Origin of the sequence: Paenibacillus algorifonticola (assembly GCF_050481745.1) — a bacterium.
Classification (GTDB): domain Bacteria; phylum Bacillota; class Bacilli; order Paenibacillales; family Paenibacillaceae; genus Pristimantibacillus; species Pristimantibacillus algorifonticola_A.
Window position 1 is genome coordinate 205,914 of sequence record NZ_JBCNGR010000017.1, and the last position, 23,376, is coordinate 229,289.

Genomic DNA, 23,376 nt, shown 5'->3' on the forward strand with positions numbered 1-23,376 from the left:
GGCGGGAGTTTTATTTTATAAAGGTGGTGAAAGCCAGTGGAAAATAGCCAATTAAATGTAGTTTCAGAGTTGAACAAGTCTATTAATCATATGATGCGGTTTGGGCAGGAGTTGGAATCGCTAGATTCAAGATTTGGTCGGGTGGAAAGACGAATTGAGTCGCTGCTGACATCTGCTAAATCGTTGAATAGTCAGGTCAATAAACAATCCGGCAGTAGCTTGCGCGAGCAATTGGAAAATGAAATGACTGCCCTAGTGTCGAATCATGTATCCGCCATAAAGCAGAGTAGTAACACTCCTGTTAGCTTAAGCCAGGATAAAGTTCGTCAGGCGTTTAGCAAAGTGGAAAAAGAGTTGAATAGTGAGCTTCAGAAGCTTATGCGCAATATTCAAGTTGAAATGGATCCAGGCTACGCCATGGGGCAACGGATGTCATTCAATAGTAATGACTTTAATGAAGTGAGTAAAGAACTGGCTAAATTGATGAAGCAGCAGCTTGCTTCTTTAGCAGCGACAATTGATAAAAATAAAGAAAATTTGATTTCAGCACCAGCATTAGACGGATTGGAAATGGAGATTAGTCAAGAAACCTTGCGCGTAGTCGTAGGGAAGATTAAACAGCAGATTCTTGGTATGATTAGCAGCCCTGTGTTAGCCGGAACAAGCGCGCGTATTAGCATTTCTGCTGCTGATATGAATAAGGTTATCGTGAAGGCTGCTGAGAGATTAAAGCGGGCTTTCAATTCAACGGAAATAGAAGATCAACCTCTGGATACAGATGAAATAAAAGAACAGCTGTCAAAGATCCCACAGGAGATCGAGCTGGGATTAGAGGAATATGTCGATGAAATTATTCTTGGCATAAATGAGGTTTTTAAAGAGGGGAAAGATCTATTTGCTGGCGAGCTAGGTAAGCGGCTGCAATCTATTTTAAGCAGAGAGATTAGCGCGACTTTTAGCCAAATTAATCAATATGAAGCAGCAGGTCATGAAGGAAACACAAGGTTTGCGCTCAGAACCTATTTGGATCGAGTAACCCAAGTGCTTGACCGCAAGCTGCTGCAAATAGTAGGAGAAGGCATTGAGAGTATCATTGGATATACAGAGGAAGCGAAGATAGAGCCATCTTTGCAGCTGAAGCGTTATTTGACCGCGCAAATGAACAGGCTGAATATCAGCCTTGTTCAAAAGATTCGCGAGCAGTTCGATGATCAGGTTAATTCTATTATTCGAGAGATAGAGACATCTTCAGGTAAAAATCAGCCGCTTAATATGAACCCAGCAGGGAATGCGAATGCAAATCCTTCAACTAGTCAGCCTGCTGCTGCTCCTGCAGCAACGACGACAACAGCTGCTCCTGTAGTGGCAGTATCAGCAGCTTCGAGCAGCTCTGTTAGAAATGCTAATGATTTTTTAACGATAGCAAATTTAACAGAACCGTTAAAAATGTTAAACCAGTCCATTGAAACCTATAAATTTTTACAAGTCGAACAAATGAAGTTGATTCAGAGCTTTATGCTTAAAGATAATTTTCGGGTGGATGATAACGGCAATCCTACTGGCATGGCGAATAAGACGATGATAGATAATGTAATGACGGAGATAAATGCTTTTATTAATGCCGCTGCCGTTAAGTTTGGTGTTAGTAGAGAAAGAGTAAGTCAAGTCGTCGGAGTTGCTACAGGTTATTACTCCGATCCCGCAGAAATCAAGAAGATGAGCGAAATTGCATTAAGCTTGCAAAGTATGACAGGCGGCTCTGAGAAAAATATTTTAACGGGAGCAGAATCTCTTCGCCAGCAATTCGGCCTTGAAGTTGCAGATGTCCAGAAGCAAATTGCTGAGCCAGCTATGGTGGTCTCTAATCAAACAAATATTCCGATCGAGCAGCTTCTAGATATTACTAAGCGTTCAAGAGTAAACAAAGATAATTCAGATATAAGCCCTGCTTTGGCTTTGTTAATGACAGGGGCTGCGCTGGAGCCAAACTTGGTGAAAGGGCTAAATACAGGCTATAACCCTAATTTGCTTGCGAGTAACAATAAGAATAATGTTTATACCACTATTTTTAATGAATTACAATCCGATAAGGCGCAGCTCAAGCTGGGGGAATTGGGAATTAAGCCGAGTATCCAAGATGAAAAAACGGGTCAGACAATAAATAAAACAGGCGAAGAAATTTTTGAAGAGTTGGTAACGGCTCTGCGTGGAAAAGGGGATGTCGTACAGAATGAAGTGCTAGATTCAATACTTGGGAAAGCGAATGCGTCCTCTGAATCAGCGATGATGCATGAGGTTATGAATCGTTTGCTTCAATTGGATGATACAACGCAGGAGTTCGTAGGAGACCCTAAAAGCGCGGCCTACAATCAAATGCTCCAGCAGTCGTTGGATAACCCTCTAGTTAATGCAAATCGGGCCATGGAAAGTATTTCTATAGCTTTTGGTACGGTGATTGATGGAATGGCACCGAGTATAAAAAAATTATCAACGGTTATTACGAATTTAGCCAATAACGTTTCTAAAAATGCAGAATTGTTTCATAAGTTTGGTGATGTACTTTCCAGTGTTTTGTTGGGAATGCTGCTGATTAAAGGATTAAAATGGGGGGCTAGCAAATCTGGAATAGGCGAGGAAATGAACGTTCAGAAACGACAAGGAAGCATGGCCAATTTTTTAAAGGATTTGCATGGCAGTGGTTTGATAAGTGATGATTTAAAAAATACGAGTCGTAGGAATATAGGGTTAATGCAAAAAAGCCCAGAATTAGATGCTTACATTCGAAGTGTTCGAGATATGACAGTTAGCCAAAAACAGCACTTCAAAAATTATCTTACGGAAATGAAAGTAGATGTAAAAGATATCCCAACACTCTTTACGGCGATGGATGAAGCGAAAAAATGGAAAGCCACTACTCAACTAACGGATGATGAAAAGTTTGAGCGTCAGAGACAATATAATAATCGTATAAAAAATAGCCCAGAGCTAGCCGGCCAATTTAGTCCAAACTTTCTAAATCAATTGAATTCTAGCACCAGCGATCAGAATCGCTATAATAGTACGAGGATTTGGTCACCTGATTTTGATAGAGCTACTAACCGAATGACTTCTATGTCACCATCACAATTTAAATCGTTTGAGAGCCATCTTAGCGAAAGAAGTCGAAATGGATTGCCTAATATTAACAATTATAGGGATTTGACTCAAGTTCTAGGTGAATATGATCAGCAGCAGCGTCAGGTCGATACAACCGCGAGACAAACTAGCTCAGCTTTTGGTAACTTATCACATGCCGTTCGCGGTTTGAATACGGAAATGACAAGGTCTCAACGAATGAGTAATGGAATGAAAGGTTTCCTAAAGGATATTCCTAGTTTGGCTAAAGGTGCGGGCAAATCAATTGCTGGTTTGGCTGCCAGTGTTGCATCTATGGGTTTAGAAATGGTTGGAGCTATCGTATTGGGTGAGAGTCTGAAAGCAATATCCTGGGAAGCAACGGCAACAAAGGGACAGAAGCAACAGGCTATAGCCGATACTCGCGATAGCGACGAAAGAGCACTTACTAATACGTTGTATTCAATGCAAGATGGATTCTTTACCTCACAGTCCTTCTCAAGTATGGCATCACTTGCTGTAGGCGACTTTTTAAATTCTATTGATAAATTTGTGGGTGCATCCCCCTCGCATAGCGGTGCAATGTCTGATAATGGGTTTAATGCGAATGTGGAGAGCCTATACAACTATTATTGGAGCAATGGGGCTCAATTTACCTCTATTAATGAGTTAATAGAATATATTGAAAGCCAAGGAAAAACATTGGAGGAAGGGATATATGAATGGTCTGTAAATACTGGAAGAAAAAAGGAGACTGACAAATTAAAACAAGAAGCGGCTAATTCAGATTACACTAATAGTCTCTTGACTCAAAAAGAAGAAGAAAGACTTCTACAAAAAGCCAAGGAAAATCAAGAAACCAAACTAAGAGAGGGTACTGCTAATGTAGCTACAATTACTAAAGAGAGTGTTGAGAGTAGAATAGAAGAGCGTTTACAGGACAGGAGAGAAAAAAACTCAGAGGAAACAATTAAGTATTTATTTGAAGGAGATCAAACAGTCGATGAATATCTTCATATGCGAAGAGCCCAGGTAACTAGATTGCAAACTATATACAATGAAGAATTAAATATCCTCAATTCTAATATTACTAAAGCGCAGGAGAAATTGGATAATACGGATGAAAATACATTCGAATATCGAGAAGCATGGAATAATAGAAATGATCTAGAAGCAACTCGTATGGCCTTTATAACAAAATTTCAGCCAATTATTATGATGGAGGACATCAATTATGACAAGGAGTTTTTTCAAAAAAGGGTGGGGGAGGTTAATTTAAAAGTTCAGCGAATTGGACTTTCCGCTCAGGCTGAAGAACTTGCAGCAGCTTACAATATGGATACAGAGTCAAAAAGTTATTTGGATAAAATGAAGCAAATAACTTCAAATAAATTGACGTCTCTAAGAAAAGAGTTAAGTAACTTAAAAGCCATTAAAGCAACAGGAGATCAAGCAGAAGAGCTTACTACTAGCATTTCACAAATGCAAAACTCCATTAGCAGTGAGCAGGCTAAACTCAAAGAATATGCGCTCGCGTCAATAGGTATTGGCAGAGAAAACATTAATGACAGCAACTCACAGAGAGAAAATGACCTGCTTGCGCTTAAGGTCAAACTGGGAAATCCAGCGGATGATTCTGCAATTCTGCGAAATAAACGCATTGCTAATGCCAAAAGTGAAATTTCGGAAATTACAAGCGTCATTGCTGATCTTAAAGGTAGATTGCCGGGCGCTGGTGTAGGAGAAACAGTTGAAATCAATACCGAAATTCGCGATTTGCAAAAACAATCGTTGCAAGCACAGCTTGGAATATTGGATGAAATGAAATCCTCGGCAGGAACGTTTAATATGCCAAATGGTGTTCAAGCTATGTCACGATATGAATATCTCACAAGAGGCAATACGCATAATTCCACGACAATCGGAACGGGAGATGTCACGGTTAATATTACACTTCCAAATGTAACAAACGGTACGACTGCAAGCCAGCTGCAGGCAATTGGGCAATCATTAGGCCAAGGTTTGTCTGTAGGACGCGTTGGTAATTTGCGCAATCAGATGGCTATGAATCCTGGCAACTACCGATTGCTATAAATCACGGTAGCTACCGTTAGAACAAGCGCTCCCCGCCTTATAATGAGGTGGGGAGATTTATTTTAAGGAGGCAGAGAAATGACACAACAGAATTCCCTCTTGTCAGAGGATTCCATATATAAGAAGAAGCTATTTTATGATAATGGCATTCGTTTTACAGAGGTTAAAGCCAAGCTTATTACGGAGTATAAGCCGCCAACGCCTGTTCTAAAAACACAGGTGAACCAGACGCTCGCATCTTCATCCGGGCTTGTTCAAAACGGAACCTCCCACTATAGTGCAACGCTGACCCTCTTATTTTATTCCAAAAAAGAATATGCGGATTGGATTCAATATGTAGGTACACAGCATAAGTATTACGATGAAAAAGGTACGATTTATTTAGGCATAATAACTGGGGAACCGGATGTTAAAACAGCGGAGATGGAAAGCAAGTACATTGTAACCGCAGCGCTTTCTCTCATCCGCAAGCAGGAGTTCGAATATCGTTACCAGACTGAGTTTATTGATACAGACCGCCACTGGGCAAAAGATTATATTGATGAAATGCAGCAGATGGGACTGATCTCCACGAATTGGGAAAGCGATGGCGAAGCCGTTGCTTATTTCCGGCCTAATGACCCTGCAACTAGAGCAGAGGCGGTTTCCTTGCTCATGCGGACTTACAGCCACGTAGATAAATTGCTGAGGGGGTACTAGGGATGAAACGATGGATAGATGTAGATCCGCTTGACTGGTTTTACAGGGATACGCTAGTGGCCACCCGGCTGAAGACAGATGCTACAGGGGAAGTTGATGTGTTGGCAGGGATGACCTATAACAAGTTTGTGGATGGCTATGAAAGAATGGTCAAACGGTTCGTGACCATTGATGGACAACAGGAGTTTCTCGTGCCTGATTATAAATACCATGTGGATAATCCTTTATTTGTGCTGGTAGGTGGTGTCGAAATTATGCCTGAGAAGGTGGAAACAGGCAAGGTTACACTGACCAATCCAATGACAGCAGGAATAGAAGTGTTATGTGTTGCTTATGGCAGACCAGAGATGAAACGGATTGGTTGCCTGGATACCCCTTATACAGGCTGCTCAGATTTTAGATTGCCTTCTGCGGAGCTGAAGCATAAGTCGACCTATTTTTTCAGCATGAACTATAAACCTGAAACCTGTACGGTGATGGGCATTAAGCTGAAGCGCAAAATCATTACGATACAAGCTGGCGAGGATGCGGATCTAAAAATAAGAAATGCCGTTAATTTTAAACGGGATGTATTTGTTATTCACAAGGGCAAAGTTTATTTGCCTTATATGTATAACGGTTTCCCGGCTGTTGTTGGCTATAATGCCAAAATAAACGGGGTTAATCGGCGGACCGTTGAGACGGTTATGGTAGATTCAAGCTGTATAGCCTTGAATGACCGTTTTTTTCCTGGTGTACGGATTCGTAGAGGAGATTTCTTCGCGCTTATGGGCCGCCTTTATGAGAATCTTCATAATCGCTACACAGATCGGACTTTTTCATACAATACTTCCCTTGACCGCGTCATTGTGGATCGGGCGGACATTGAAGCGAACTGGTACAAAAATGATGTTTTGACGCTGCTGAATGAGCGGTTTCATGATGGCTGCTTTGTGTTCCCCTTGTACGCGGATGATAAGTTTGAACCGGAAGCATGCATAACTAGGGCCGAGGCGGTGACCTACTTGAATCGTTTCATTGAATGGATAACAGAGAAATATAGATAAAGGCAGGTGATAGATTTGACTAAAGTATCTAATATGCAATATCCTACGGATCAATTGATGCGCGATATAATGGAGAAAGTTAATGCACTTGGCAACGAACCGAGAGTCATTGTCGAGCTTGATAAAATGACCTATGTGCCAGGGATGCGCAGGAAATATGATGCTGTGCAATATGTCGTCGAGAGTGCTGTATCCGAGCTTATATCTATTGATTCTGCCAAGCAATTAACCAGTTACGTAGATGGTCAGCCAATCGATATTCCAACCGAGCTAAGAAATACGAATATGTCGATGCCCATTTTGCAAAGCTCTACAATGAGAGGCCGTACAACGGATAATAACACGATTCAAGGGATGGTTATTACTTCAAGGCATAGAACAGCCAATCCTAAAAGACGCGATCATCAAGGTGTCGATTTTGACTTAGCGATGAATGACAATGTTTATGCAGTTTGGGGGGGGAAGGTAACTAAATCAAGTATAAATGGAGGTTATGGGAAAGTAGTATACGTTGATCATGGTAATGGCTGGCAAACAAGATATGCTCATTTAAACAAGCTTGTCGCAAGTGTAGGGCAAAGAGTAGGGGCAGGCGAGCTGATTGGACTAGGAGGAAATACAGGAACCTCCAGGTCAAATGGTGGAGACGGTACGCATCTACATTTTGAAGTCAGGCTTAACAATAATGATTTGAACCCAGAGCCTTTCTTACGTGGTACGCAAACCATCCAGGTTCCCTCAAAAGCAGAATCTATCCCGATAGGAGACTTCTCAGCAACGGATATTCCTCTACTGCAGGAGGCAGGAGCGACCATTCAGGAATATCATATGGAAGCGACGGCTTACATTGCAAAATGCTACAAATGCTCCGGAATTACGAAGAGCGGCACGGATGTGCGGGTATGGAAGGATTGGAAAATTATCGCCGTCGATCCTTCCGTTATTCCTCTAAAAAGTATGGTGGAACTCGTTGTAGACGGCGTTAGCTGGGGCGAATATTTAGCAGATGATACAGGTGGAGCCATTAAAGGCAATCGTATAGACATATTAATGGAGACCGAGCAGCAAGCGTTAAATTTTGGTCGCAAACAGGTTGTCGTCCGGGTCAAAGGCTATGGGGATGGCAAGCCGAGAACCGTTAATCAAGAATTAAGCAAGGAAATGGTCACCTATCAGGTCAATAAAACAACGTCAAAGCAAACGTATTATAAAGATTTTACAGCCAAACGGACAGAGCTCGACGTGAAAAAATACACGGAATTAACTGGTGCAGAACAGTTTATGGTACAGGATGACGGTACGCAGTTCAATGTGCTTGGTTTTAAAGGGACAAGCCGGGCCGGCTCGGTCAAAACGATTGTTTTTGAGCATGATTGGGTAAAAGCAGGGAATGTGGCTTGGGCATATATGGCCGATTTGGAGCTGGAGGATATTGTTATTGTAAAGGTTGATGATTATTTAATCACTCAAATAAAAGGAATCAGCGCGAAAAACGGTATTGCCTATCCAGCATCCATTCCGATTCCAAAAGGCCATCATAAAGTTGAAATTTCTTTTGCTAATTCATCGAAAGCGTCGGTGGGTAAGTTCGGACTGCTCTGGATCAGGGCTAAGGAATTCGACGTGGAAACCATTGAGCGCAAGCAAATGTGGGATTTCGAAGATGGCATGAACAGCGCCAACAACTGGACGCCTTATGGAACGGTCAAACAAGCAGATAAAGGCGATTATCAAGCGATTACCACGGCGGGTGGAGAAGCGGGCATTGAACGATTGGGCAAAGTGAAGAAATTTCCGTTTACAATTCATTTTAGTGTTAAAGTCGAGCCGGGAACAACGGGACGTTTATATATGGGCAATGGCACGAAAGCGTTTCTTATCCGCATAAATGACAGCAGCGTGTCAGCGCAAGGAGGCGGAAGCTACACTGTAGATAATAAAAGCGATTTTGTCGAATATACCGTTGTATGCCATGATGAAACGGATGTCGACGTATATGTGAAAATAGACGATGTATGGAAAAACACAGGTGTTCGAGGCACAGCGATGAGCTACACGGCGAATCGAATTTTGTTCGCTGTAGGTGCTGGCACGATGTACCTGGATCAGGTGAATTATTCAACTAATGACTATGCTATCGAACAATTTGCCACTCATATTGCCGATGCCTATAAGGAAAAGTGGTACGAAGTAGGCGAATTTGTGTTTGAAGAAATGTTCACTGTGGATGCAGATGTTATGCAATGGGAAGTTAATTCGCATATGGATATGTCTTCACGAACAGCCAAGGTGACGCTCAATAATGCTTCCGGCATTTATTCGCCGACGTGGGAGAGGAAGCCGGAGTTTCCTGATTCCTACCGATTAAATGAGTCTCCTATGACTTATTATGAAGAGGGCGAAATTAGACATGTCATTAGTGAAGGAACACCAATCCGTATCTACGCCGGCTATGGAGATGAGGTTGTGCGTGTATTTACGGGCATGATTAAAGGGGAAATTCAAGAGAATTCGGAAAATAAGACGATTTCATTCAGCTGCGTAGACCGGTTTGATATGCTGGAGGAATTCGTATTCTATAAGCCCATGCAGTATCCTCCGGAGGAGGCTTTTGCTGCGGAAAGTGGCGCTTTTTCATGGATTAAATCAAGCATTGTGGAGGATATCGTCGTAGCCTCGGGCATGACTGACTGGAAAACACATCCTGAAGATTTGCGTCACGCGGATTATGAGATTGAGGACACCGTGTATATTGATGTGAATAAAGGCAAACACACATTCATGAAGTTCAATCAGGAAACAGGGGAGCTGGAGACTGTCTCTCAGGAATCCATTATGACAGTTGGCGGCTGGCAAAATCCTTTTGTCGCTTCCGTATCTTTCCCCATCGGGACAAGGGCAACAGATGCTCTCCAATCACTTATTCAAGATATTCCTTATCGTGTGTACTGTGATCGTTACGGCACTTTCAAGATGGAACGAATGGATTTTCTCGATTCTCCCGATTGGATGGTCGTTTCAGGAATGAAGTGGGAGTTTATTGATGGAGATAATTTGCTAGGTGTCACTTCTTCAACCGATTATTCCCGTGTTCGCAACCATTTAATGATATCTGGCTCTACAGGGATGGTGGAGCATTTCTTTGATAAGTCGCTGCTTGTAGCTACTAAAGGGAATATCCGTACGGCGGGCTCACAGCTCGAGTGGATTGAAGAAGTAGACGGGGCTACGATGCGGGGATTAAAAGAAGAGGTAGCGAATAAAATATTTTTTGATCTCAAGCGTCAGGCCCGTACGAAAAATGTAGTAGTGAAAGGGAATCCGTTAATCGAGATTTTGGATGCTGTATATGTATATGATGCAAAAACATTTACCGCCAATTATTATTTGGTCAAAGGCAATCGTCTGGTAGGCAACAACCAAGGTATTATTAATAATTTAGAACTGACCTGGCAGACGCTCTCAAATGTCGGTTCTTAACACAAGGTAAAGGGAACAGTTACGTCACAGACGTTAATTGTTTCCTTTTTTTCTTATAATGCAAGCGAGAGTGAGGTGTTATTTTGAATAATTTTATTAATGCGAATGAGATATTTCCGATTCTCGACCTGATTCGTAGAGAAATAAAGAAAACTGGTTTATACAAGGGTGGAGACGACCTAAGTATCGTTGACCATGCTGCCGAAGAACCCCATGTTTTAAGTGTAGATGTGCTTAGGGAGATGGCTGGTTATCCCGCTTTAGTGACTTCAGTTGTTTACACCTATGATAATGGGACGGTTGAGATTTTGACGCTGGAGCGAAATGAGCAGCTAATTGTGGTAGCTTTCCAAATTGAAATTGCAACGGCTGCTGTTTTAAACGAGGAATTAGAATCGGAAACGAATATCGCAACTTTTAGTACAGTTAGAGGCACTATTACTAGAGAGAACGGTATATTCAAGAATCTGAAGCTTGATTATATAAAGGCGGTGTAATAGATGTCCAGCGGTGCTAATTTTGCTAGTTATATCGTTGGGGGGCGGCTAGATCCTCCCTTTATGCCGACTAAAACCAATCCTTATATTGAGGGAGTTATGGTGGAGGCGCAGTCAGCAGGGAAAGTGGAAAGCAGATTGTTGCTTACGGACGATTGCGAGTTGCTCTCGGTAGCTGTCGGCGTGTCTAGTTATGAGGCTAAGGATTATTGGAATCTATATGTTGGAGAGAAGCTGGTTTGTAGAAATATTTATACAAAGGACATTCCGGAAGGCATGTATTTAACGGCCATTATTCCATGTCCAAGCGGGACTCAGCTGCATTTTGAATTTTTTAATGAGGGCGGAAAGCCCAAGTATGTGTGGGTGAATTATCAGACTCTCAAATAGAAAGAAGGTGAACCTATGGCCGATACAGCCTACCAGCCGACACCTTGGCTGGATACGATGCTCAATGAAGAGCATCTGCTGGAAGGACTTGTAGGCATTTGTGAAAATAATGGCTGGACGAAGATTAGAGAATTTACGAAGGTCGCTTATTCCAATAAGCTCACCAAACCTACGATTAGGCGACTCTATTTGCCTTTGGCAAGCCCGGTGGTCGATTTGCCTGAACTTTTAAATAACGATTATTTCATTTATTTGGACGGCAGGATTATGCCCTTCTCCTATTATACCGAAACTGAAAATGCAAACGGAACGACACGAATTACGTTTGAGCCGGGGGTTTCAGGTCAATGCACCATTTACTATAGTTCTGTCCAAGCTGACGATACGTTTGATTTTTATGTAGCCAAACACCACATCCTGATGAATGCATCCGGCAATATTTTCGGTATGGCGATGCTTGCGAAGGTAACGGAGCAGATTGGTAATACGGAGTGCCGCGTTCCTTTCGCTATTTACGAGCCGTTGGCCGATTTTGGAACGGAGCTTACACCGCAGAGTACAGATATATTTTCATGGGCTATTCAAAAAGCGGAGGAGGATCGTTTGTATGAGACGCATACCCTCTATTTTTACCAGCTTGATAAATTTATAGGCACGGGAAAAATGCTTGTGGGATGGGACAATCCGGCGGAATTAAAGCGCCTTGCATTGGATGCCGAAATTCAGACCTCAATGTGGGGCCTTAACAGCCAGACCAAAGCTTTACAGTTTAAAATTACACACAAATTTCCACAGCTTTACCAATCGCCGATTACTGTCGCTCGAACGCGTATACCTCAGCTGGAGCATACGGAGAAATTTGCTTTTGCCGATGTAAAATACACAAATTGGTGGGAAGACAGCAAGGTTTTCTTGAAGGGTTTTATAGATGGCAAATCACTCATGTTTATTATTCATGCGGATACAGCTCCGATATGGGATAGCAACGCAGTGCCTGCTATTCCTTTGTATATGGGTGATTTCGATATGGGCGACTCAGTGGACGAGGTTGTAAATAGGGAAATCAAGTTTGATTTTTCAGGTGCAACAACACGAAGCTCTACCATTATTTCAAACAAACCAATGGTGAATTACCGCTCTAAAGTGAAGGTATGGCTTATGGGAGATGCGGATGGAGGAAGACAGGATGAGTTTGTACGCCTTACGATAGCGGGGCAAACAATCGGTCACTTTACGACCACAGCTACCGTAGAGCCGACCAATAATCGTGAAGATGCCGAGTACATGGGCGAATTTGATATTACGAATATTGATGGGAAAAGCGCCGTTACGATTGAAGCGTATAGCGATGCGGGTGTAAGTGCCTATTTCCCTGTTGCAGCTCGGATGTGGCTGGAATTTACGATTCAAACGGAATCTTCTGACGACATGGCTCCTGCTGCTTTATTTGCTGGGACGGCTTATCACAAGGAAGGGGCTGCTCTGGAAGCTTCATTAAAAAGGTCGGCTGAGCTCGATTATGACGATGTGCAGCTTAAGCAAGAAATTCTCCAGCCCATTATGAAGGACTACACTAGCTATCCGAGCAACGGTATTGATTCGGTTATGGTCAAACGAACAAAATATGGCGCAAGATATCAGGCTCATTATCTTTCATGGAATATTCCATCGAATGTGATGCCGCCGTCTCGCGAGGATCAGGATGGGAAGAAGCATCCTCGTGCTTGGAATAACTATGAGAATGATGTTTATAAATATCAGTTTAATCCATCGAGGTATAGTGATAAAGCTCATTCATCAAGGGCGTTATTAATCCATCCTGAGGATGGCACATATGGTACGCTGCGCAACGTTATTCTTGTCTCTCCCTTATCTATAATGAATGGTGACGAGCTGAAGGCTGTCAAAAATCATTGTGATGTGGAAAACAAATACGAGGTATACGCTTATTATTTGGTCGAAGGAATTTCACCACTAACGAAAAGATCAGCTACCGGATTTAGACCGGCAGGGCTTGGTATTTTAAAAGGCGGCTATACGTTGCCCGAGATTCCACCGCCACCACCACCGCCGCCTGCTTTTACTGCCACCATTAATCCGGGAATATCCGTCATTGACGAAGGAGATTCGATTAAAATTTCCTCGTTATATAGCAGGCATTCACCAATTGCGTACTATCAATGGACGGTTTCCAGTGATGTGCATAAAGGGGATTATACCGTTAATGATGCTGAATACACCTTCCATCATGCCGGACAGTATACTGTAACCTTTAAGATTTGGAATGAACGGGAGCAGCATGCTGCTGTCACGGCAACGGTTCTGGTCAAAGCGAAGCCGGTTCCGCCACCACCACCGCCACCGCCTCCTTCAGGCACCATGCAGTGTGGTCATATGAATGATAGTGGTGGAGGGGTTTTGACAGAGAAGTTTCATGAAATGGGAGCAAGAGCAGGTAATGTGAGAATTGATTATTCAATGGAGGTCGTGCCTGATCGGATCGATGTTTATTACCGGGATCAGCTAGTAGCTTCTTCTAATAATTATGTTTCCGGCAGCGGCTCATTGCATTTTGCGTACAGCCCTGTGGCTGGAATTACGCAGATCAAGGTAGTCATGAAATCACAATCAGAGGGCACCTCTTGGAGTTATACCGTTCACTGCCCTGTTTAGAAGGGAAATCAATGATTGAACAATTAAAGAATTGAGCAAAGGAGTGTTAAATAAATGGCATTTATCGATACAACACCTGCTTCCTTTACCCATAAGGTAACGGAAGAGAACCTGCAGTGGAGACTGGGTGAATTGCTTGCCACAGCAGGTTGGAAAATTGCAGCTAATTTTAAAAAGGTTATCTATGATGCAAAATGGACCAAACCTACGGGATCTACAACTAATAGCAGTGTAGTAAGAAACACTGTTGCGGAACATTATATTTATGAGAACGCAGAGGGGAAAATGTTTGGTATTGCTATTGCTGGGAGCTGGGAAATGACGATTGGAGCCATGAGGGATCTTGATGTGGATCCTGAGGTCATAAAAAATGAGGCTTTTGGTAGATGGGCAAGTAATGAAGCTAGAAACTATCGGGCACCTCATACTCTTTATATGTACATGATAGAGAAGTTGTCTGGTTTGAAAGTGGATCATCCTAATATTGTATTTCCTTGGAATAGCAGTGATGAAAAAGAACAATTGCGTGCTGCATTAGACATAGAGGCAGAGCAGAGTGATTGGCTAACAGTAGCGTCACTTGGAGGAGTATTCACGATTACAAAAGCTACTTTAGACAGGATGCAATCTCCTATTATGACGGCTGGTTTACGAACTAATCTTTTGGATAGTTATTATTCGTCCTCTTTTAGTGCACCCGCCCAGTATACTAATTGGTGGCATGATTCTGAAATAGCAATTAAAGGACATATGAATTCTACGAATTTATTTTTAATCCTTCAGTCCGACAATGTACCGGCACCAGAAGGAAATCTTGTTCCATCCATTCCGCTTTATTTTGGAAAAATTGATCCGATTGAAGAAGGTGACGATGCTTATGCGATGTTTGTAGGTTCTGTCCCTAGGGAGAATGAGATTGATAAAATTGCGAAATATGATTTCGATAATACGACAAGGATGCCGAGCATTCTTCCGTTGTTGAAAAGCTATCCGAAATACCCGGCCAATGGGCTGGATAATGTCATGATGAGCCGCTCTAAGCTGGGTGCCCGCTATCAAGCGTATTACTTGTCATGGAACGCGCCGCCAAACGCGATTCCGCCACAACGCGCCTCAGATGGCAAGGACTATCCAAGAGCCTGGAATAATGCAGAAAATCCATTGTACAAATACTCATTTAATCCTTCACGTTATAGCCAGAAGGTGCATACTTCCAAAGTGTATTTAATCCATCCTGAGGAAGGTGTCCGGGGTTCACTTAAAGATACCATTGCTTTGTCTGCGTTGTCGTTTAATGCGAATAAGCTTCGTGTGCGTAAGGCGCTTTGCCCAAATGAGTATGATGTTTTCCGCTACTTCATGGTAGAAGGAATTTCACCTTTCACGAAAAAGCCCGGCACGCAATATCGTCCGGCAGGTATAGGTTTGTATGTCAACTCAGTAGATGAAGAAGGAAATGAGATTACGTAATAAAGGCTTCGGCTGCCCTAACCAAGCAGCCGGCCTATTTAAACGAGAGGTGGTCACATTATGTGGTTTGATAAAGACTCTAATATTCAACAGCTGCCATTAGACCTGGAAAAGCTGTTTAACAACAATGGCTGGAATACGTTCATCAAGTACCGTTCTGTCTATAAAAATACGAAATTTGCCGATGTCCGTTTGTTCCGTTCGCGAGGCAGCGACGGGCAAGTCAGAAATTTCGGTATGGTTTACGGCTATGGCACTAAAAATACTGCAACGCTTGGTGAAGCAGATTTTATTTCTCAAAACTCTATTCTAGGGCAATTAGTACGTATTCCGGAGACTGATAGGGGTTTTCAATTTAAAGTGTATCCTATCGTTAAGGATACGGTCATTATCTATAGAAACGGTGTTGAGGTGCCTAAAGCAGACTATACGCTTGATGATTTTAAGGGACAAGTCCTTATGGGGGAGGCACCGGTAGAGGGAGATAAGTATACAGTATCTTACGAGCCTGCCCAGATTGCTCCTAGGCCGCCTAAACGCATGTATTTCTTTACTTTTGATGATGTGCGCGGGGAAAAAATTGTACAAGCTATGAGTGATGCTGTATACATTGGAGATCCGGAATCTATTCTTCCAGACGGCGATGGCTCGCGCAAATCGTTCCCTATTCCTACAACGGCGACACTTAAAGCGGGTACTGTGACTTTTTATAAAAATAAAGTCGAGGTGTCGCCTGACTTATATACGGTCAATTATGCTAGCAATACGATCACATTGACAGGTGCTGCTCCAGAGTCTGGCGCGGAGATGAACGTATCTTACATTAAGGTGCTGAACGGAAATGGTACAGATACGCTCGACTACGGCGATATTCCAGTAAAGAGTTTCGATCCAGATAAAGGGGATCAATTGCTTAATGCAGCCTATACCGCTATTTATTATCTGTATCCGTCACTTCCAACGGCAATGTCCTTTACACCGCTGGATGATTTTTCACGCGGCTGGCAGCGGGACTCGACCATTTATTATTGGGGCAATATTACCAAAGACCGCATTGTTATGTTTCTCCGCCCAGACCCGACACCAGGGCCGGAAAATACGTATTATGCACCGCTCTATATCGGTCGCTTGACGACTTTGGGCAAAGCGCCGCGGAAGAACCATGTTATTATGTCTGGCTGCCGCGCAGCCGATGAAGTGAAGTGGAAAGCGAATATGAAGCTCGGTGCACTATTCGTTGACTATGGAAACAATACTTCAAATGGCAATAGCTCTGTACAATTGCAGCAGTCGATTGGCGGCACCTATTACCAGCATCATTATCTTGCTTTTATCTCCCATGACAAACAGGTGGACGAGGGCGAAGCGAGATTCAACCCATCTGTATACAGCGGAAAATATCATATTTCTCCGATGTATATTGTGCATCCAAATGATGGCTTTGTCGGTAAATTGGATGAATGCTACGCTGTGCATCCGAAAAATATTTCTCAGCTTGATGAGCTGGAGGTCGTAGAAACGGCTGAAAATGAAGATTTAGGCAAAGGAGACGGCACGAGAGCGGTATTCCATCTGTCACATCGTCCGTCGCTGAAAAATGACGGTACGCCTTTCAACATTAAAATTAAAGTGGATTGCGTTGAAATGGAATATGGTACGGATTATACGATTGAAATGGAGACGAAAGCCATTACTTTTGCTGCGGGCTATATTCCAGGAGATGGAGAAGAGGTTATTGCGACCTATGACTATAAACAGCTATATCGGTATACGCTGGCTGATACTCCTGTAAGTCCGCTTACACTGGCCAATATGTCGCCATTTGCCCCAATCGGTCTTGGCATTTTGAAAGAAACGTTAATCAAGAATCAGGGGTAATAGCTTAATTTAATAAGCAAGGGAGGTAGGCGGTGAAATGCTGAACGGTAAAAAATCTTACCTGCTCAGTTTCACCGCCCTTTTTTCAAAAAAGGGCTATGAACTGACGTTCGGTTTGGACTACTTGGTCGATGTGAATAACCAATATCATCTGACTGCTCCAGTGAGCAGCACGTATCAGGCATTAATTGAAGACAAGATGAAGGAGGCGGGAAAAACACCGAATGTGGCAACCGGGGCATTCGGGAAAAGCTATAAAGCCAGCTATGTGTCTGAACCGGAAGGAAAAGAGATGGAAACCGTTCTGGCAAGCATAGTCAACTACCTAAACCGGGTTCATGAGTATTTAAGCGCTGATTACAGTGTCATAAGATCACCGCTGGCTCAAATGGATGAATCGGAGAATTCTAATCATTCGGGTATTTTTGAAGCGGCCTTGAGTGAAGGGAATGAAGCCGCTTTTCAAACGATCCCTGAAGTGGGTGAAGTAGCGCGTAGCGCGGCCGCTGCCCAAGCAGATAAAGACTTATTAGTCGAACAGTTCAAATTAGGAGAGCAAAGATCACCTTTGGCTGACAACCAATCTGACGTTCAATCGCGATATGTATTTGATGTAGTGAATGCTAGTAAGGCAACTAGGCTATTCAAGGTTGAGCGGGCTATTCCCGAATCGGCGCAGCCTGTGGAGGCAGCCCCCTTTTATGAAAATGAGCGGCAAAATATAGTAGACAGGCCAACTGAATTAAATCCGGCCATTAATCAATCTAAGGATTTTGAGATCGAGACGGAAGCTTTTCATGCAGCTCAAAAAAATAATCCCTTTTTATACGGAACGACCGGAGAATCCTTCTCCCATACAATAAGGCAAAACGAAATGGCGGATGGGGAGATTGAAGCTTTCTCCAACACTTTAAATGTCACAGATGACACACATAAGGCTTATACATCCCACTATTATAACGCCGGTTCAGCAAGCAAAGATGAGGTTGTGCAAGTCGAGCTGGAGAGTGCCCTCTCAGGAAATAAGGAAGAAGGAACTATGGAGCTGCTATCAGAGGCGATCGACGGCAGCCGCAGGGAAGCGGACGTTGCATGGTCAACGTATAGCAGCGTAGATAATGTGAATGCAGATGCCCAAATCAATTTACTCGCAGCTTCTTCCAGCCATTCTGGAGTTGAAGGAGAAATAGCTGCGGACACCCTCTCAGACCATATAAAGCAAATTTTATCTAGTGATCCGCATGTAAGCAAAGTAGCCAGACTTATGGAAATTATGTATGGATCGGCTGCGTTTGAGATGATTGAATCGGGGATGGAACAAATAGGAACTCGTGCTTTGTCTGAAAAGCTTTCAGAGGCTGATGCTCAGGCTGCTGCAGATGCGATCATCGACTCACTGGAACAGATGTTTACTGATGCCCGGGCAGATGGATTCATGCATGTTACGGAGACCGCTGGGGGAAGCGGCAATCTGCTTTCTTTTACAAGCGAAACCGAACTTGCGGAGGCCAGCGGCAATAAAGCGGGTATTGCGGAAATTCCGGAACATGCTTATACTCGCTCACCCTATAGCGGCATAATGGATGAAACAACTCTACTCAATCAATCGGGTTTGGGCCAGGAAGTGTGGCTGCATCATATTGGACAAGCTATTACGGATGCTAACAGCAAGCTTGCGGAAGGACCTGATTTTGAATATGCCGATAAAGCAGGGCAGGCAGAAGGCGTACAGGATATAACTCAGACAGCCGCCAATGGGCTTGGACTTGAGGATACGAATCTGCAGCTGTCAGAAACGGCCCAGTATGTGGATAGAATGAAGGACTATGTAATGCAGGAGACGGAGCAAGCGCAGTACAAAGATTATCTCACTTATCAGAGTGAAAATGACCGTACGGAGGCGAGCTATGTCACGGAGTTTGAAGGAACGGCTCAACCTATGGAAACGTCGATGTTTAAAGATAAGGATACACAATTGCTGATATCGGATCCCGCGATGGCCGAGTCTGCTTCCGACTATAACTCCATTCTTCACCAGCCGGACAAAGCCGCAATTGCAGCTTCTAACGAAGAGGCCTTCTATGAAAATGTGGAAGGGGCTGATTTGTTCGCGCCTGACTATTTCAATGTTCTTCATCAGGATGAGAGAGCTGAATCTATAAATAGCAATGAGGTCATCATGGAGTTGGATGGAGTAGGGAGAGGGGAAACCGTGCTTGATGCGATCAGGCATGAAGAAGGCTCCACTCATTTTGGTGATGTCAGTATGCCGGCTATTTTGGATGAAACGGCTGCTGGCCAAAGTGAAACCGTGCTTAATGCTGTTACACAGCTAAGCCATTCGGCAGAAAATAAGCTATTCATAAATGGTGGTGATGAGGAAGAAATCATTTCAGCCGATAATGTATTGTCGATTAATGGTGGTGATGTAGCGGAAGCGAATGAAGCAATTCGCAAACGGCGGCTCACGGAAACGAATATTCAGGAGCATGAACAATCAAGCCGCAAGCATGCACCGCTGGAAGTGGATATTGAAAGCTCCGAGCATGCTGAACGGAAACGCATTATACATCAAACAGAGCCGATATCCCCATCGGCAGGAGAACGTCGCAAAGCTATCTTGGAGACTGATATTGCTCAGCCAATCGGCGGGAAACGTCATAAAACGATTGAAGTTTCAATTGATGAAGCTGAACAAGGACGGATGACTACGCATCCTGAACAGAAGAAACCAAGAATTTGGCTCATTATTGGAAAGATAGCATCGTGGAGCATATGGAACTGGAAGAAAACAAGGTAGGTGATAAAATTGGGTATTTATAAAAAAACGAGTGGGCTCCTGTTTGATGATGGATTTGAATACGAGAGTCTTCATGCTCGCTATACACTCTCCCCTCACCATGCGGGAGATTTGGACCATTCTCTTAAACAGTTCGTTATGAATCACACGGAAGAAGATAATATGCTACTGTTTGATATTCCAGAATCAGAACATAGCCTGCTCTTCGAGGTAACAGCAGATTATGTACCTACGGAGCATAAGGACGAGGGGGGAATTGTCGTCTGGAAGGATGGCGAGTCCCGAATTGAATTTTTGGAAAGTATAGATACAGCTGTGCGGGAGTATAGCAAATGGCGAGCGCTCAGAACGGGGAATCGATGGACATTTTATGCGGATCGTGGTAGTGGATGGGAGCTTTTTGATACCGATACTTTGGCCGCGAATAAACTCGGAGTCGTTTTAAAGAGTAAAGATAGCTCCGGTTTTGTTCCACTGAAATTGGATCGTCTAGTGCTTTGCAAAAGCGATAAAATAACAGTCGGTAATTTGTCTGAAGGCTGCACGGTGTATTTATGTGATGAATTCGGCAATTCCATTGCATCGTCAACGGTTGAAAGAACCTGGACAGGCGTGGATATCCAGATTCCCACAGCTCCTTATTATGGAATGATTAAAGTTTATGATAGCAATGGAACTCTTCTATCGAGCCTGAGCGCCTTTGATATTTATGGAGGGGATACCTTCTTATTTGGTACCGAGCTGCAAGTACACTGGCAAGGCAAGGAGCTTAACGTAACGCAAGATACGTATTTGGGTACGATGTATGACAATATGACGGTTGTTCAAATGGAGCTAGTCAATCCTTCAGCCAATAAGACAGCTAAAAATGTCAAATTGGGTATTCTCCAGTACCTCGATAAGTTTGGCTACGAGTGGGTCGATTTGTGTCATGACGATGAGGATCAGCCAGCGATGGATTTTTCCCCGACGCTTGAGCTGCCGGAGGTTTCTCCCTTAGGTCGAATAAAGTTTTGGATGAAGGTTGAACGAAAAAATGAACATTTTGATATCAAACCGTTGAATTTTATTTTGGATATTAATCATGTGTAGGGAGGTGGAACGATGGCCGGAACTAAAATGACGTTGAAGCGTTATGGCAAGAAGGAGACTTTTTACTGGGACAGCCTGGAGCTTATTGTGGATCAAGCTTATTTGGACAGCGGCAAAGGTTTATTTATTGTGCTTGATCCATACACTTATATTCCGGATATTGGGCAAATTGAAGTTCATTTTAACGGTCAGCAATTGCTATCGGGTGGCGGCTATGAGGAAGTGGATAAACGGACAATCCGTTTGGATTTGGGCCGTTATCCTCTGGATTATGGGGATTCCGCTTTAGCCGGACAACCGTTTGTATTGAAACTGGGTGACGAAATTCATATTCGAATTTGGAAGCTTGAGTATTTTGAGAAAGGCACGACTATTGGATGGGAACAGGATGCAGAGCTTCTCAGGAAGCTTGAGCAGGAAATCATTAAAGCTAGAAAATATAAGGAGCAGGATGCGCCGCATCTAGACCTTGATGCTCGCTTGGATTCCATTGAACGCCGCGCTGAAAGCAAGACGATAGTTTTTGTGCTTAATAAGGTCAAAAATGGTGTCGCTAAAATGGATATTCGCTTTCCATATGAAGGGATTATTACGGAGGTGTATGCTTCCTGCTCTACAACAGGCAGCGAAGCTACCTTAATCGATATAGAAAAGTGCTCGCAGGAACAACTGGATATAAGCCCTAGCTGGACGAGTATTTTGGGGTCAGGTCTGACGATAGATAGAGGCGCGCACTCCAGCAAGACAAGCACAAGCCCGTATGATTTGCAAATCGCTTATGCTCATGCAAATGATCACTTTCGAATCCACATCATTCAAGCGGGAGCGGGCATTGAAGGCTTAACCGTCGAACTGGTCATTCAGGTAGTTTAAATATTACGCTTTGCTGTGAGAATAAAGCGGGATCTCCTTATAATGAAGGTGGAAAGAGAAAGGAGAGATGAGGAAATATGGCAGGTACGAGAGGGATTGCTAGATTCCGTGGAGAGCAGTTTAACAACAAAATTATGCGGAATCAGCATTTTGATGAGGCGAATAAAATCAGTGAAAACTTTATTGATATTGATTTTTCAGCTCATCGGGATGTATTGGAAGACACGAAATTGGATGTGTTTGTTCAAGTTAACGATAAGGTGGTAGCGGGTTTTAACCAGTTGATGGTAACGAACCTTATAGGCTCCCGGCCGGTAGCCACTTCAGTTGCAGTTGAAGGAGTGGTTTTAGAAGAAAAAGTACAAGTTCGTCTTGCCGGTACGGATTCTCCTATTGGAGATGAGGATTCAGACGTTGTATATGGCCGTTTGGAAGAAAATTCAGGGGAGTTTGTTCTCAAATTTTATAGCATAGTGAACGACACTGAAGAACCATATACGTTCCCCGCAGCTTCGGAAAATGTCGATTTTCGCTATGTAGTACGGACAAACCTTTCGGTTATTCCGGTAGATGCCATTATTAAAGGCGGAGCCGGCTTTGTTGAAGGGGCGACCGATGCTAAAGCGTATATGAATCTTATTCAGCTGATGAAGGATTTGTACGGTAGCGCAGGTTCGCTGGATAATGATGGAGCAGCTAACTTAGCTACGCCGATTGTCCAGCAAATCGCTAGTGAATCGACTGCCCGCGCCAATGCTGATACAGCTATTCGAAGCGATTTTGTCTCCACTGCAGCTGGCAAAGGCGCTCAACTAGTAGGGGTTATTACGGATCCGAACTACACTGGACTTCATGTGCAGGCTGTACTTAGCCACTTGGCAGGAAGGCTTGCAGCAGCGGAAGTAGGCCTCGGTAAAGTGGAGGAAGAGTCGACCCGCGAAATTTATGAAGCGGTTGGTGGAGAAACTTCCTATACGCTAGCTAAGGGCAGTGCACGCAAAGATACTTTATTCGTCTATATTAATGGACAATTGCAGTCGCCGGGTATTCATTATGTGAACATTGAGAATGGCCAGGGTGAATATACAGGCATTAATTTTGCTCCTGATACGCTGCAAATCGTTGAGGGTGTACCGGATGTGCTGGATGTTAGTTATAAGAAGATTCTGTAAAAAGATCGTGAAAATACCCAATGCTAACGCAGCATTGGGTATTTTTTTACCAACTTCAAGGTTAAGAAGAGGCTTCTCCAACTTATATTGAAGTTAGC

13 protein-coding genes are annotated in these 23,376 nt (G+C 43.3%); all 13 read left to right on the top strand.

Features of this window, described 5'->3' with window-relative positions; genetic code table 11:
- The first annotated feature begins 36 nt into the window (after window positions 1–36).
- The 13 genes from ABEW34_RS17155 (at window position 37) to ABEW34_RS17215 (ending at window position 23,278) form a co-directional block, all read left to right on the top strand.
- Window positions 37–5,208 carry a hypothetical protein gene (locus tag ABEW34_RS17155; protein WP_430160378.1) on the top strand — a complete coding sequence of 1,724 codons (5,172 nt, stop codon included), beginning with the start codon at window positions 37–39 and terminating at the stop codon, window positions 5,206–5,208.
- Between the two features lie 78 nt (window positions 5,209–5,286).
- Window positions 5,287–5,907, top strand: coding sequence for an S-layer homology domain-containing protein (locus ABEW34_RS17160; RefSeq protein ID WP_430160379.1), 621 nt, complete (start codon window positions 5,287–5,289; stop codon window positions 5,905–5,907).
- A 2-nt stretch (window positions 5,908–5,909) separates the two neighbouring features.
- Window positions 5,910–6,953: a hypothetical protein gene (locus ABEW34_RS17165; protein ID WP_430160380.1), complete on the top strand. Its 1,044-nt coding sequence runs from the start codon at window positions 5,910–5,912 to the stop codon at window positions 6,951–6,953.
- A gap of 15 nt (window positions 6,954–6,968) precedes the next feature.
- Window positions 6,969–10,433 carry a peptidoglycan DD-metalloendopeptidase family protein gene (locus ABEW34_RS17170; RefSeq protein WP_430160381.1) on the top strand — a complete coding sequence of 1,155 codons (3,465 nt, stop codon included), beginning with the start codon at window positions 6,969–6,971 and terminating at the stop codon, window positions 10,431–10,433.
- A gap of 83 nt (window positions 10,434–10,516) precedes the next feature.
- On the top strand, window positions 10,517–10,930 hold the full coding sequence (locus ABEW34_RS17175; protein WP_430160382.1) for a hypothetical protein: 414 nt from the start codon (window positions 10,517–10,519) through the stop codon (window positions 10,928–10,930).
- A 3-nt stretch (window positions 10,931–10,933) separates the two neighbouring features.
- A complete protein-coding gene (locus ABEW34_RS17180; protein ID WP_430160383.1) occupies window positions 10,934–11,320 on the top strand; it encodes a Low copy number virion structural protein in 387 nt (128 codons plus the stop codon).
- A gap of 15 nt (window positions 11,321–11,335) precedes the next feature.
- Entirely contained in the window at window positions 11,336–13,993 is a 2,658-nt protein-coding gene (locus tag ABEW34_RS17185; RefSeq protein WP_430160384.1) for a PKD domain-containing protein, read from the top strand.
- A gap of 54 nt (window positions 13,994–14,047) precedes the next feature.
- Window positions 14,048–15,463 carry a hypothetical protein gene (locus ABEW34_RS17190; RefSeq protein ID WP_430160385.1) on the top strand — a complete coding sequence of 472 codons (1,416 nt, stop codon included), beginning with the start codon at window positions 14,048–14,050 and terminating at the stop codon, window positions 15,461–15,463.
- A gap of 60 nt (window positions 15,464–15,523) precedes the next feature.
- Window positions 15,524–17,341, top strand: coding sequence for a hypothetical protein (locus ABEW34_RS17195; protein ID WP_430160386.1), 1,818 nt, complete (start codon window positions 15,524–15,526; stop codon window positions 17,339–17,341).
- Window positions 17,342–17,378: 37 nt separating this feature from the next.
- Window positions 17,379–20,141 carry a hypothetical protein gene (locus ABEW34_RS17200; RefSeq protein ID WP_430160387.1) on the top strand — a complete coding sequence of 921 codons (2,763 nt, stop codon included), beginning with the start codon at window positions 17,379–17,381 and terminating at the stop codon, window positions 20,139–20,141.
- Window positions 20,142–21,233: a cell adhesion protein gene (locus ABEW34_RS17205; RefSeq protein ID WP_430160388.1), complete on the top strand. Its 1,092-nt coding sequence runs from the start codon at window positions 20,142–20,144 to the stop codon at window positions 21,231–21,233.
- A gap of 12 nt (window positions 21,234–21,245) precedes the next feature.
- Window positions 21,246–22,106, top strand: a complete 861-nt coding sequence (locus ABEW34_RS17210) for a hypothetical protein (protein WP_430160389.1) — start codon at window positions 21,246–21,248, stop codon at window positions 22,104–22,106.
- A gap of 77 nt (window positions 22,107–22,183) precedes the next feature.
- A complete protein-coding gene (locus ABEW34_RS17215) occupies window positions 22,184–23,278 on the top strand; it encodes a hypothetical protein (protein WP_430160390.1) in 1,095 nt (364 codons plus the stop codon).
- The last annotated feature ends 98 nt before the right edge of the window (window positions 23,279–23,376 follow it).

Bases quoted from the DNA above. Each gene is read 5' to 3' on its own strand.
- ABEW34_RS17195 (WP_430160386.1), top strand. From the start codon at position 15,524: ATGTGGTTTGATAAAGACTCTAATATTCAACAGCTGCCATTAGACCTG.
- ABEW34_RS17210 (WP_430160389.1), top strand. From the start codon at position 21,246: ATGGCCGGAACTAAAATGACGTTGAAGCGTTATGGCAAGAAGGAGACT.
- ABEW34_RS17215 (WP_430160390.1), top strand. From the start codon at position 22,184: ATGGCAGGTACGAGAGGGATTGCTAGATTCCGTGGAGAGCAGTTTAAC.
- ABEW34_RS17180 (WP_430160383.1), top strand. From the start codon at position 10,934: ATGTCCAGCGGTGCTAATTTTGCTAGTTATATCGTTGGGGGGCGGCTA.
- ABEW34_RS17190 (WP_430160385.1), top strand. From the start codon at position 14,048: ATGGCATTTATCGATACAACACCTGCTTCCTTTACCCATAAGGTAACG.
- ABEW34_RS17185 (WP_430160384.1), top strand. From the start codon at position 11,336: ATGGCCGATACAGCCTACCAGCCGACACCTTGGCTGGATACGATGCTC.
- ABEW34_RS17200 (WP_430160387.1), top strand. From the start codon at position 17,379: ATGCTGAACGGTAAAAAATCTTACCTGCTCAGTTTCACCGCCCTTTTT.
- ABEW34_RS17165 (WP_430160380.1), top strand. From the start codon at position 5,910: ATGAAACGATGGATAGATGTAGATCCGCTTGACTGGTTTTACAGGGAT.
- ABEW34_RS17160 (WP_430160379.1), top strand. From the start codon at position 5,287: ATGACACAACAGAATTCCCTCTTGTCAGAGGATTCCATATATAAGAAG.